We start from the raw sequence: 13,407 nt of genomic DNA, 5'->3' as shown, positions 1-13,407 counted from the left end.
GCACCCCCTTACGCTCCCGATTGACTATCTCTCCCGGATTCAGTCCGTTCAATCCAGGCTGCGCAGCACGGCCCTCCGCAAAGCGGTCAGGCCGGCGCGGTCCAGGCCTGCGAAATTGACCTGCCCGGCATCATCCAGATACTGCTCGCGGGTGCCGCCGCCCAGGTCGAGGTAGCGGGACACGGCCAGGGCAGCCTGCTCACGGGTCCAGCCCCGGCTGCGGGCCAGCAGCTCCAGCAGCACGGTGTTCTCCACCCCCAGGCGGCAGGCCTTGAGCCGCAGGCTGGCCAGGGGCCCCTCGACCCCGAAACGCCGTCCGAGGTAGAATATGGCCGTGTTCTGGAATTGCCCGAAGTTCTTGTCATCGCCGATGGTCTGCCAGGGCAGAAGGCCCGAGCCGCCCGCGAGCCAGACCTTGAGCGGCCAGGCCGTGGCGGTGAGGTTGGTCTCATCCAGATTGTTGAACGCGCCGTAGTTGCGGGTCTTTTCGCCAAACTCGCGCTGACGGCGCAGCAGGAAGGCATTCTTCTCGTAGAACGCGCCGCTCACGTAGCTCACGCTGCGGATACCGTCCCACAACCCAAACTGGAGCTGCGGACGGCTTACATCCAGACGGAACACCATGTTCACGTCGTGGACCTCCCCCACCGCCTGCATGAACAAATTCCCGTAATAAGCGATGGCCTTGAAATCATCCCAGTGGTAGGGCTCATCCAGCAGCCACCACGAGATGCCGCTGCCGCCCAGATCGCCCATCTTGGGGTCTTTCCAGTAGTACTTGTTGTTCAGGTAAAGCTGGAACTCGGTGCCGGTCCAGCCTTTCTCGCGGAAATGCCGGGCGAATTGCCGCAGCGCCCCGGTCCACTCGGCGGCGTAGGCCGGGTCGAAACAGTCGGCCATCTCGGCCGGAGTGTCCAGGGCGCGCTCGTTGATTATCTCCGGATAGGTCGTATCCCGCGGGGTGAAACGGAAATGACGGTTGAGGCCGGAGGGCCAGTTCTCGAAAAACGGCAGGTACATCACCGGAACCGCGGCGCGGCGGTCCGTGCCATCGAACGCGCTGCCGTCAAGGTAGCGGCCCCAGCGATTGTCCCAGGCGGACCAGTCGCTCACCTGGATGTTCTCGCCCTCGCCCTCCACTTTCGGCGCGCCCACGGCCTTGATCGAGCCGTTCTGGCTGTAGGGCAGCTGGTTGATCGCGGCCAGGTGCTCGTGGGCCAGACGGTAGTATTTCTCCTCCATGGAATAGTACTCGTCCGACTCCGGGTCGAGGCCCCACTGCGCGGCCACCGGGCTGTATACATTCATCTCGGCGATAAAGGGCAGCACATCCGGCAGCACGGCCCGGTGCACGGTTATCTCAACCTCCAGCGAACGGGCCAGCAGCCCGCGCGCGCCCACCACCACGGCGGCCCGGTAGCGCCCGGGAGCGGCATCCCGCGGAATATAGTATTCCACCAGGAAAGCCTGGTTTCGCTGGCCGGGGATGCCGTTGGCCGTGTCGGGCAGGTTGAACTCGGCAGTCTGCGGGACTGCCACTTCGGGGAACCACTGGCCGCTGGCGCGGTCCCTGAGGCTCCAGAGGCGGAACACTTTTGCTGGAAAGCGCGAACGCACCCCGGCCGGGTTGTCGATCCAGTCGGCACGGAGGGAGAGGCCCTCCAGCGCGGCTTCCTCCGGCTCCACGAGCACCTGGAAAGCCGCAGTGCCCCCGCGCGGAGCGTCCAGGCTCACCGTGCCCCCGTTCGAGGCGGCCTCCCAGAGCGGCCCCGCGAACTTGTAGTCGTAGTCGCCGTCCCCGGCCAGGCCGTACAGGGCGGCGTTCTCCTCGAAAAGGCGTCCGGTCACCGGGTTTACTTTCTCATCCGGCCCGCAGGCCCAGACCCGTATCCGCCCGCCCAGGTCGGGGCGGCGCGGCGGGACAAGCGAAGGCCAGGCCAGGGCCGCGGAAGCCTCGCCCGAAGCCAGGACCCATGCGCTTGCCCGGCCGCTGCGGTCAACCGTGCGTACGGCCGCGTTGAGTGGCGCGCCGGGAGTGAGGTCGCTCAGGCGGACAGTGTCGCGCCCCTGGGCGGAAACGGGCGGCACCTGCCAGCGCGGCAGGCGCGCGGCGCTGTCGGCTGTGGCGGTATCGAGCGCGGAGGAGGAACAGAGCACCTCGTAGACAAACCCGCGGCTTTCGCCCTCGCCCTGCGGGGTAATCTCCACCAGGGCTGCGCCGCTCGTCACTCCGGCCTCCAGCGGCTCCGGGAGCACCCGCACTTCGGTGGGAGCCACGGGTGCGGCCTCCGGAGCTTTCTCCAGCTCGACCTCCAGGTACGGAGAGGTCTCGCCCGAGCCGCGGCTGTTGAACATCTTGCGGATGAAATTTCCATCCGGGGTGCGCAACTCGCCGCGGGCATCCACTATCACAATCCCGTAGGCCGCGCCAACGGCCAGGGCGTGGAGGAAATCATTCGGGACCTCCACGCTCTGCCAGCCGCCGGATTCCTGTTTCACCGTCAGCTCGCCCGAGCGCAAGCTGCCGCCCTCACCCATGATCACGTCCGTGAAATCGCTTCCCGGCCCGGCCCAGCGCACCGGACGGCCGCTCTGCGGGTCCTGCCGCACCCAGGCCGCGCAGCTCGCATCCGGCTGCGGCGCGGAGCCATCCCCCGCGCCCTCGATCCAGTCCGCGGCGATAGTCGAAAGCGCCACCGCATATAGAGGCGTGTCCCCGGCCTTGTGCAGCCAGAGACGCGCCTGGCTCACCCGCCGGCCGCGCAGGGCGGACATGTCGAAATCGATCAGGGCGGCATAATGCGCCCCCTCGGCCCAGAGCGGCTCCACCGCCCCGAAATTGAAAGTCGGCTCGCCCCGGTACATCCAGATCACCGTGTCGCGGCTGACCGGCAGTTTGAGCTTGGAGCCGCCGCAACCCGCGCTCAGGGCCAGGGCCAGCAGAAAGAGCGGAATTAGCCGAAGCTTGCCAGCGAAGTGTCGCATTGTTTCTCCCGGGTTGGAGGGATGGCCAGCGGGAAAGCGCGCCCGCCCGGGGCGCATAATGCTTTCTCCGCACCTAATTATATTGTTTTTAACCGTTTATGATACACTATGAGCTTTGACAAAACCAGGTGCCGCATGTAAATTTATGGGTTTGACCCGCAGAAGACGAGAATAAACTTGAACGGACGGCAAGATGGACACTCCTGAAGATAGAAACGACGGCTGGCTGGTGGTCAAGGGCGCCCGCGAGCACAACCTGCAGAACATCGACGTGCGTATCCCGCGGGGGCGGCTCACGGTGCTGACCGGCCTGTCCGGCAGCGGCAAAAGCTCGCTGGCGTTCGACACGATCTACGCCGAGGGCCAGCGCCGCTACGTCGAGAGCCTCTCGGCCTACGCCCGCCAATTCCTCGGCCTGATGGACAAGCCGGATGTGGATTTCATCGAGGGCCTGTCGCCCGCGATCTCAATCGAGCAGAAAAGCACCAGCCGCAACCCCCGCTCCACCGTGGGCACGATCACCGAAATCTACGACTACCTGCGCCTTCTGTTCGCCCGGGTCGGGGTGCAGCACTGCCACCAGTGCGGGCGGAAAATCGAGCGCCAGAGCGCGAGCCAGATCGTGGGGCTTCTGCTGGAGCAGAACCCGCCGGAGTCGCAGGTGACAATCCTCGCCCCCCTGGTGCGCGGGCGCAAGGGTGAGTACCGCGAAATATTCGAGCAGAGCCGCAAGAAAGGGTTCGTGCGGGTGCGGGTGGATGGAACCCTGTACAGGATCGAGGACGTGCCGTCCCTGGACAAGAACAAGAAGCACGACATCGAGGTGGTGGTCGACCGCCTGAAGCTGTCCGAGCCCGGCCGCAACCGTCTGGCCGACTCGGTGGAGACCGCGGCCTCACTGTCCGGCGGGCTGGTCAAGGCGATCCTCCCCGAGGGGCGCGAGGAGCTGTACAGCGAGGAGCTGGCCTGCCACGAGTGCGGGATCAGCTACGAGGAGCTGAGCCCCCGGATGTTCAGTTTCAACAGCCCCTACGGCGCCTGCGAGGCCTGCGGCGGGCTGGGCATCCGCATGGAGACCGACCCCGAGCTGATCGTGGGCGACCACCGCCTGTCGATCATGGAGGGGGTCATAAAGCCCTGGGGCGAGCCCTCCGGCTCGATCCTCACCTCGGTGCTGCCGGCCCTGGCCGCGCACTATGGGTTCAACCTCAAAGCCCCCTGGGGCGAGCTGCCCGAGAGCGCCCACCGGATTATCCTCTACGGCTCGGGCCTGGACGAGATCAAGGTCAAGTACAGCTCGGCCAAGTTCAAGGGCGAGTACACCAACCGTTTCGAGGGCGTGCTCCAGAGCCTCAACCGCCGCTACCACGAGACCACCAGCCCGGCGGTCAAGACCCAGATCGAGGAGTTCATGACCGCCCGCCCCTGCCCGTTCTGCCAGGGCAAGCGCCTCAAGCCCCAGCCCCTGGCGGTCAAGGTGGACCGCTGGACCATCGGCGAGGTGATCGGCACCCCCATCGGGCGTCTGCTGGGCGAATTCGACCAGCTCAAGCTGAACCGCCGTCAGAACGAGATCGCGCGCCAGGTTCTCAAAGAGGTGCGCGAGCGCCTGGCGTTCCTGGTGGACGTGGGCCTGGAATACCTGACACTGGAGCGCCAGAGCGAAACCCTCTCGGGCGGCGAGGCCCAGCGTATCCGTCTGGCCACCCAGATCGGCTCGCACCTGGTGGGCGTATTGTACATCCTGGATGAGCCGTCCATCGGCCTGCACCAGTGCGACAACCGCCGCCTGATCGAGACCCTGTTCCGCCTGCGCGACCAGGGCAACACGGTGATCGTGGTGGAGCACGACGAGGACACGATCCGCGCCGCCGACCATGTGATCGACCTGGGCCCCGGCGCGGGCAAGCATGGCGGGCTGATCGTGGCCCAGGGAGATTTGCAGGACATCCTGGACGAGAAGACCTCGCTGACCGGGGCGTTCATGCGCGGCGAGCGCTTTATCGGGGTGCCCCCGGCGCGGCGCAAGGGCAACGGGGCGAAAATAGAGGTGCGCGGGGCGCGGGCCAACAACCTGAAAGATATAGACGTGGTTTTCCCGCTGGGCACTTTCATCTGCGTGACCGGTGTGTCCGGCTCGGGCAAGAGCAGCCTGGTGGAGGATGTGCTGCACAGCCACCTGGCGCGCACGCTCTACGGCTCGCGGCTGGCCCTGGGCGAGGTGGACCGGATCCTGGGCCTGGAGCATATCGACAAGGTGATCGACGTGGACCAGGGGCCGATAGGCCGCACGCCGCGCTCCAACCCGGTCACCTACACCGGCGTGTTCGGCCCGATCCGCGAGGTGTTCTGCGAGCTGCCCGAGGCCAAGATACGCGGCTACCAGCCGGGGCGGTTCAGTTTCAACGTACGGGGCGGCCGCTGCGAGGCCTGCCAGGGCGATGGGCTGGTGAAGATCGAAATGCATTTCCTACCGGATGTTTATGTTGTATGCGAGCAGTGCCGGGGCAAGCGGTACAACCGCGAGACCCTGGAGGTGACCTACAAGGGCCGCTCGATTGCGGACGTGCTGGAGATGACAGTGGACGAGGCCCTGGAGTTCTTCCGTAACATCCCCTCGATCCAGACCAAGCTGGAAACCCTCAGCCAGGTGGGCCTGGGCTATATCCACCTGGGCCAGAGCGCAACCACTCTTTCCGGCGGCGAGGCCCAGCGGGTCAAGCTGGCCAGCGAGCTGAACAAGCGCAGCACCGGGCGGACAGTCTATATCCTTGACGAGCCGACCACCGGGCTGCACTTTCACGATGTCGAGCTGCTGCTGGGCGTGCTGCACCGCCTGGTGGACCTGGGCAATACGGTGATCGTGATCGAGCATAACCTTGAGGTTATCAAGACAGCCGATTACATTGTTGACCTGGGGCCGGGAGGCGGAGACGAGGGGGGCCGGGTGCTGGCCGCCTGCACTCCCGAGGAGCTGACCGCGGTGGAGCAGTCCAGGACTGGTCTTTTTCTCAAACCCCTGCTTGAGGCCGGCGCGGCGCGCCGGGCCGCCGTGAATTGAGCCATCAACCGAACCGCATGAGCAAGGACAGGACGATGCTGAAAAGAACCGTGATTCTGCTGATTCTTCTGGCCCTGGGCTTGGGCGCCTCCGGCTGCCGACTGAGCGTCAACCGCCTGAACAAGCGCCTCGATCGCTGGGAAAGCTTGCGCAACAAGGAAGGTGACACCGAACGCAAGGTGAAATTCGCCCGTGAGAGCCTGGCTTTCTTCCTCAACACCCTTGATTTCCAGCGCAGCAAGGAAACCCTGGTCAGCGAGGCCGAGCGTCTCCAGTACCACGAAAAAATGAGCGGCATGCAGGTGTTCCTGCTCGACTACCATGCCGGCCTGGCGATGCAGGCGGCCGAAGCCGGCGACTGGGCCACCGGCGACCTGGAATGGGCCCGCGCCGACAGCCTCAGCCGCGGCAACATCTCCACTTTGCCGCAGACCACCTACAAGATGGTCCTGCTGCAGGCCGGCTACGATGAGTACCTGCGGCAGATCTCCAGCCAGGGCGATATCTACAACCGCCTGGAATTCCGTTTCCCCGGCCTGATGGAAGGTTTCCGCAAAATGAGCCGTTTCCAGTACCTCAAGGCGGAAAAGCTGTTCGCCGAGACCGAGTGGGAGCAGGCCCTCAAGCATTACCTGCTGGTGTTCAAACGCGACCCGCAGGATTTCGCCCTGGCCGAGGAGCGCGTGCGTTTCCTGTCGGGCAAGAACACACGTCAGGTCTACGAAAGGCAGTTCCAGTGGGACCGCATCGTGGAAAGCTACGACGCGATGAGCATAGACCTGTTCGGAATTACCGAGGAACAGATCATGTCCGCCCAGACCGAGCTGGGCGCGGATAAATGGCAGGAAAAGCTGCCAGACATCTGGAAACAGATGGGCACGCAGTACAAGATGCAACCCGAGCAGGCCGCGGATGTCTATTTTATGATCAAGCATCTGCGCGAGGGGACTCTGCCGGCCTATATCAGCCTGTGGCGCTACGATGTCCTGCGCGGCAATCGGCCGGCGATGCTCGATATCAGCGAGCTGCGGGGTTGAGCCCGGCGCCCCGGTCAAGCGCTTTTCCGTTGTAAGAGCGGATGGAATTTGATAAAGTAATTCCGGATGCAGTCGAAATTATGAGAGAAAGCCCTGTCGCCGCTCCGGCAAAGACGCCTGTGAGTGCAAACCTGAAAAAAGGCCTGGAGGGAGAGGACACCGCCGCGCGCTACCTCGTGGCCTGCGGGTACAGCATACTCGGGCAACGCTGGAGGCACGGCCGCAAGGAGATCGACCTGGTGGCCGCGCGGGGGCCGCTGACCGTGTTTGTCGAGGTGAAACGCCGCCTGAACGACAAGTTCGGGCCGGTGCGCCTGACAGTGGACAGCCGCAAGCGCCGCAACCTGGCCGCCGCGGCCGAGGGTTGGCTGCATGAGCACGGCGGGGCCGGTCCGCAGAGTGTCTACAGGTTCGATGTCATACTGCTGCACCCGCCCGATGCCGAGGGCCGGGTCGAGCTGGAACATATCGAGGACGCGTTCCGTCCCTGACCGGCAAATGTAACTCCAACATGTCAAGGGGTTGCCCATGGATTACCTGGGAGTGGATGTCGGATTCGGCTATACGAAAGCCTACAACGGTGAGCGGTCGATAATCTTCAAATCCATCCTGGGCGATGCCGCCGATATCCAGTTCCAGTCCGGGTTCTCCGAGGGCGGCCTGTTGGAAAACCTGCATGTGACCGTGGACGGCAGGGATTACTACGTGGGAGACATGGCCGAAAAGCAGTCGAACGTCCGTGAGTTCACCCTCGACCAGAACACCCTGCTGACCAATTTCGCCAAGGTGATGGCCCTGACCGCCACCGCCTGTTTCAGCGGGGCCGCCGGCCGCGAGATCAGCCTGGTCACCGGGCTGCCCATCCGTTATTTCAAGCAGCAGCGCGCCCGCTATGTTCAGATGCTGGAGGGTGTGCACAACGTGACCCTGCACGCCCGGGAGGACGAGTTCCAGGAGAAGAGCCTCGACATCCGCCGCGTGAGGGTGCTGCCCCAGCCGTTCGGCTCGGTGTTCAACCTTCTGATGAACGACCACGGCCGGATCGTGGACCGGGACGTGGCGCGCCAGAAATTCGGTGTGATCGACATCGGGTTCCGCACCACCGACTACACCCTCACGGACCGCCTGCGCTACATCGAGCGCGGCAGCCGCACCACCGACACCGGCATCTCCAAGGCCTTCGCCCTGATCAGCCGGAAAATCCTGGAGCAGACCGGGGTGAGCGTGGAGCTGTTCCGCCTGTTCGACCCGGTGCGCAAGGGACAGATACGTATCCGCGGCAAGGAGATGTCGCTGGTGGAGCTGCGCGAGCAGGTGCTCCGTCAGCTCGCCACCGCCATCGTGAGCGACATGGAGCGGCTCTGGGCCGAGGACTGGGACCTGGAATTCATACTCCTGGCCGGAGGCGGCAGCACCGACCTGGCCCCGCTGCTCGAGGAGTTGATCGAGGGCCGCTGCAGGATGGTCTCCACGGACACCGACCAGCGCCTGGGCAACGTGATCGGCTATCTCAAGTACGCCAAATACATAGACCTGATGGAAAAACGGCGCGAGATGGGGCCGCAGGCCGACGCCGGGGACTCCATGTCGGATGACGCCGGGGCCTGAGCCCCGGGCTGTGATACGCGCCGAGGTTTATCCAGCCGCCAGATTCAACCTGTCCGGGACACCCTCCCGGTCACGGGAGAACCGTCACTTGCTCAGCAAAGTTTTTTCCGGGTCGATCCTCGGGATCGAGGCCTACCTGGTGGAGGTCGAGACCGACATCGCCCCGGGACTGCCCACTTACACCCTGGTCGGCCTGCCCGACAACGCTGTCCGGGAAAGCCGCGAGCGTGTCAGCTCAGCCCTCGCCAACACCGGTTTCAGGTTCCCACTGAAACGGGTGACGCTCAACCTCGCCCCCGCGGATGTGAAGAAAGAGGGGGCCTCGTTCGACCTGCCCATCGCCCTGGGCCTGCTGACTGCCAGCGGACAGATCGAGGCCGCCCGCCTGGCGGACCACCTGGTGCTGGGCGAGCTGAGCCTGGACGGGGCGGTCAAGCCCGTGCGGGGCGCCCTTCCCATGGCCGCCAGTTGCAGCCGTCTCGGCCTCAGGGGCATTGTCCTCCCGGCCGAGAACGCCCAGGAGGCGGCGGTGGTGGAGGGCCTGACCGTGATCGGCGTGCGCAGCCTGGGCGAGGCGGCCGAGTACCTGTCCGGCCAGCGGGACATCCCGCCCACCCGCGTGGACCGGGACAGTCTGTTCGAAAGCCACAGCCGCTACCCGGTGGATTTCGCCGAGGTCAAGGGCCAGGAGCACGCCAAGCGCGCCCTGGAGGTGGCCGCGGCCGGTGGGCATAACCTGATGCTGATCGGGCCACCGGGCTCGGGCAAGACCATGCTGACCCGACGGCTGGTGACGATCCTGCCCCGCATGAGCCTGGCCGAGGCGATCGAGACCACCCGCATCCACAGCGTGGCCGGCCTGACCGGGGCGTCGCAGTCGCTGGTGGCCACCCGCCCGTTCCGCGCCCCGCACCACACGATCTCGGACGCCGGGCTGATCGGCGGGGGGCGCATTCCCAAGCCGGGCGAGGTCAGCCTGGCGCACAACGGCGTGCTGTTCCTGGACGAGATGCCGGAGTTTCGGCGCAACGTGCTGGAGGTGCTGCGCCAGCCGCTGGAGGACGGCGAGGTCAACATCACCCGCTCGATGAGCTCGCTCACCTACCCGGCCCGCCTGATGCTGGTCTGCGCCATGAACCCCTGCCCCTGCGGTTACCGCACCGACCCCAACCACGCCTGCAAGTGCACCCCGGTGCAGGTGGAGCGCTACCTGGGCCATATCAGCGGGCCCCTGCTCGACCGGATCGATATCCACGTCGAGGTGCCGGCCGTGCCGTTCGAGCACCTGGCCGACAAGAAGCCGGGGGAGCCGAGCGAGGCGATCCGCGCCCGGGTCGAGCGCTGCCGCGAGCTGCAGAGGACGCGATACGAGAGCGACCACGGCGTGCACTGCAACGCCCACATGCGCCGCGCCCACCTGCGCCAGTTCTGCGAGCTGAGCCCTGAGTCCGAGGCCCTTCTGCGCCAGGCGATGAACCATTTCGGGCTGTCCGCCCGCGCCCACGACCGTATCCTCAAGGTCGCCCGCACCATCGCCGACCTGGAACGCAGTGAACGCCTCGACCCGGCCCACCTGGCCGAGGCGATCCAGTACCGCAGCCTCGACCGCAACCTGAGCCGATAGCCGCGAACCGGGCCTCCAGCCGGATACCACACAGCGAACGACCGGCCACATCGCCGCGGCCCGGGAGAACGATTATTAAAGCCGCACAGTCTTCACATGACCGCCGTTTACAGCGCCGTGAATTGCCTGCGGCTTTCTGTCCGGTTCAATCATTATCCAGCGCCTCGCGCACTTTGGTCGCCAGATCGATCAATGAAAAAGGCTTCTGGATAAACTTCACTCCCTCGTCCAACACACCTTTACTTGTGATTACATCGGCTGTGTAGCCGGACGCGAAAAGACACTTGGTATCAGGGTGGAGAAGCAACAGTTTCCTGGCCAGTTCCCTGCCGTTCATTTCCGGCATAATCACATCGGTCATCACCAGGTGGATTTTCCCGGCGTGTTCGCTGGCCAGGCGAAGAGCCTCTCCCGGAGTGCCTGCCACCAGAACAGTGTAACCCTGTCTCTCAAGCATCTCATTGATCATTCTCAACAAACCGGGATGATCCTCTACCAGCAGAATAGTCTCCTGGCCACGCAGGGATAGTAGTGCCGTCTCTTCTATCAATATCTGTACCGACAGACCATCATGGCGCGGAAGATAGATCTTGAAAGTCGTGCCATAACCGGTTTCGCTGTAGACATTGATAAAGCCTCTGTTCTGCTTGACCGCACCATAGACCATGGACAGCCCCAGCCCGGTTCCCTTGCCCATCTCCTTGGTCGTGAAAAACGGATCGAAGATTTTCGATAATATATCCTTCTCTATACCGGAGCCGTTATCGCTCACGACCAACATCACGTATTGGCCGGGCTCAAAACCCGTGTGCCTGGAACAGTATTCCGCGTCAAAAACTCTGTTGGCTGTCTCAATGGTGACTTTGCCCACATCGGTGATAGCGTCCCGGGCGTTGACACACAGGTTGGCCAGAATCTGGTCGATCTGGGACGGGTCTATCTTGACCGGCCAGAGGCCCTCACCGGGTCGCCAAACCAGTTCGATATCTTCTCCGATAAGCCGTTTCAGCATCTTGAGCACACCTTCCACGGTCTGATTCAGGTCCAGCACTCTGGGTGCTATCACCTGTTTGCGGGCATAGGCCAGCAGTTGCCGGTTCAGGTCGGCGGAACGCTGCGCGGCTTCCTGGATTTCCAGCAGATTGAAAAGGATCGGGTTGGCAGCGTCCATTTGCTCAAGCGCCAGCTCGGTATGACCAAGGATCACCCCAATCATGTTGTTGAAATCGTGGGCCACGCCGCCAGCCAGCCGCCCCACGGACTCCATCTTCTGTGCTTGGTTCAGCTTTGCCTGCAATTTTTCCCGCTCCGCCTCCGCTTGCTTTCTTTCGGTGATGTCCTGCACAATCCCGGCCATACGCTTGATCCCTGCAGTATCATAGTGCAGATACTCACCAGTCAACCAGAGCCAGCGCACCTCGCCATCCCTGCGGCGGAAACGGCACTCGTATTCCAAGTCGCCACAAGATTCAACGGCTTCGCGGAACCGCCGGTCCAGTTCGTCCCGATCCTTTGGGATAATGTGATCGAGAAACATCTCGTAAGTCCAAACCGGAAGCCTCGATTCATAGCCGAAAATGCGATCATGCTCCAAAGTGTGAAAAACCGTGTGATTCACAAGGTCGAAATACCACCCTCCGGTGTGGACCTTTTTAAGAGCGAATTCAAGCCTCTCCTCGCTTTCCCGTAGCGCCTGCTCATACTGTTTGCGCTCGGTGATGTCAAAGATATAGCCTTTTATTCCTGATATTTCCCCAGCCTCGTCGAACACTGCGACCAGATTCTCGATAACATTTATCTCTCTACCGTCTTTGCACTTAAGAACGGCTTCGAGGTTTTTGAGTTTTCCGTTTGCACCCAGTGCATCGACAATAATTCCCCATTCAGAAAGCCCGGAATACAGAACCGAGATTTTGCTTTTCTGGACACTGGATTTGTTTCCGTACCCAAGCATCCGCACAAAGGCAAGGTTGCAGTCGATGACGGCGCCATCCGGCGTAGCCAGGAAATTACCCGTCAAATCATCCTCGAACAGCCGGCGGTATTTCTCCTCGTTGGCTCGTAAGTCATGAAGATACCGGTTGTAAGTTTTTATGCCCAGCAACAGCCCCGATAATCCGAACAACCCAATCAGCAAATGAGCGCGAGCGGAAATCATCCGCTGTTTAGCCGCTACCGCCAAATAGGGCGCAAAGGGGATTGAGATGCTGATCCCGCCCCCGATATCACCCTTTTTATAGCCTTGAGCTGCATGGCACTTCAGGCAGGAGGTTTGTATTGTCAAAGGCCTCATCATGCGCAGGAAAGGCTTGCCGTCCATCATTTCCAGGGAACTGACTTCCTCCGAACCGGATTCCAGCACACACAGCGCCCGGTGTTCCCAGGCATCGGCCGCGTTCTGCGGCCGGATCGGGTCCAGGCTCGCGATATGGCCTTGCACACCGCACCGCTCCCGCACCAGTTCATGCACCTGGCGGACCAGGGATTCCGGATTCACCAGAGTCAGCCTCAGGCCGGATGTCGTCGTGACATCCCGGTCCGGAAGGCCGGAAAGGTAGGGATTGGGCGGCGTCTTCTCGGTGAGCGCAACATAAACGCCGCCTTGCAAGGCAGCCCAGACGTGACTGGCAAGGTCACTGTTACAGTCGGAGCGGGCTTCGGTCAGAGCGAGGGATTTCAGGCAGTTGACTGACTGCCTCCAGGTTATCAGGAACGAGAATATCAACATACCTGTCCACAACACCACCACCCCGACAAACAGCAGCCGCATCCGATCAGTCCGCATAGTCAATGTCGTCCTCTGAGATTCGATCGCATCGCCCGTTGGCATCTCGTTTTCTGGAGGACCCGACTCGTCCTCTGATTCCGCTCAAGTCGGCCATTTTTTGAACACCGGAATTACTCCGATCAGGACTTTCCCGATACAACTCGCGACCACTCGCCAGGCAACGGCTGATTTTTCAAGTCTTGGAAAGCTTTCTACGCTGTGCCCCCCGGAGCAGAGATGGAAACGGCTCGAGGCCGCACGATCATTCGGGTTGAAAACCGGTAACAAATCATAATTAGAACATGAAAACCGGCCCCATGACAAG

7 protein-coding genes are annotated in these 13,407 nt (G+C 62.9%); 5 read left to right on the top strand and 2 right to left on the bottom strand.

What is annotated here, in order from left to right; translation table 11 throughout:
• Positions 1-48: 48 nt before the first annotated feature.
• Positions 49-2,985, bottom strand: a complete 2,937-nt coding sequence (locus tag LLH00_16585) for a hypothetical protein (GenBank protein ID MCE5272898.1) — start codon at positions 2,983-2,985, stop codon at positions 49-51.
• A gap of 193 nt (positions 2,986-3,178) precedes the next feature.
• Here LLH00_16585 and uvrA point away from each other — a divergent pair, with 193 nt between their 5' ends.
• From uvrA to LLH00_16560, 5 genes are all read left to right on the top strand, one after another.
• Positions 3,179-6,046, top strand: coding sequence for an excinuclease ABC subunit UvrA (uvrA, locus tag LLH00_16580; protein MCE5272897.1), 2,868 nt, complete (start codon positions 3,179-3,181; stop codon positions 6,044-6,046).
• Between the two features lie 35 nt (positions 6,047-6,081).
• A complete protein-coding gene (locus LLH00_16575) occupies positions 6,082-7,083 on the top strand; it encodes a hypothetical protein (GenBank protein ID MCE5272896.1) in 1,002 nt (333 codons plus the stop codon).
• Between the two features lie 119 nt (positions 7,084-7,202).
• The gene (locus LLH00_16570) at positions 7,203-7,574 is read left to right on the top strand and encodes a YraN family protein (GenBank protein MCE5272895.1); all 372 of its coding nucleotides are present in this window, start codon (positions 7,203-7,205) and stop codon (positions 7,572-7,574) included.
• A 37-nt stretch (positions 7,575-7,611) separates the two neighbouring features.
• A complete protein-coding gene (locus tag LLH00_16565; protein ID MCE5272894.1) occupies positions 7,612-8,691 on the top strand; it encodes a ParM/StbA family protein in 1,080 nt (359 codons plus the stop codon).
• Between the two features lie 88 nt (positions 8,692-8,779).
• Positions 8,780-10,315, top strand: a complete 1,536-nt coding sequence (locus LLH00_16560) for a YifB family Mg chelatase-like AAA ATPase (protein ID MCE5272893.1) — start codon at positions 8,780-8,782, stop codon at positions 10,313-10,315.
• Positions 10,316-10,460: 145 nt separating this feature from the next.
• Here LLH00_16560 and LLH00_16555 read toward each other — a convergent pair whose 3' ends face one another.
• Positions 10,461-13,085 (bottom strand): PAS domain S-box protein, encoded by a 2,625-nt coding sequence (locus LLH00_16555; GenBank protein MCE5272892.1) that lies wholly within the window; start codon positions 13,083-13,085, stop codon positions 10,461-10,463.
• Positions 13,086-13,407 lie beyond the last annotated feature (322 nt).

Source organism: bacterium (genome assembly GCA_021372515.1).
Classification (GTDB): domain Bacteria; phylum Gemmatimonadota; class Glassbacteria; order GWA2-58-10; family GWA2-58-10; genus JAJFUG01.
Note: the sequence above shows the minus strand (reverse complement) of the source record. Positions and strands in the feature narration are given on the sequence as shown.

Excerpts from the sequence above, each read along its gene's own strand:
- uvrA (MCE5272897.1), top strand. The coding sequence starts at position 3,179 with ATGGACACTCCTGAAGATAGAAACGACGGCTGGCTGGTGGTCAAGGGC.
- LLH00_16555 (MCE5272892.1), bottom strand. The coding sequence starts at position 13,085 with ATGCGGCTGCTGTTTGTCGGGGTGGTGGTGTTGTGGACAGGTATGTTG.
- LLH00_16565 (MCE5272894.1), top strand. The coding sequence starts at position 7,612 with ATGGATTACCTGGGAGTGGATGTCGGATTCGGCTATACGAAAGCCTAC.
- LLH00_16575 (MCE5272896.1), top strand. The coding sequence starts at position 6,082 with ATGCTGAAAAGAACCGTGATTCTGCTGATTCTTCTGGCCCTGGGCTTG.
- LLH00_16585 (MCE5272898.1), bottom strand. The coding sequence starts at position 2,985 with ATGCGACACTTCGCTGGCAAGCTTCGGCTAATTCCGCTCTTTCTGCTG.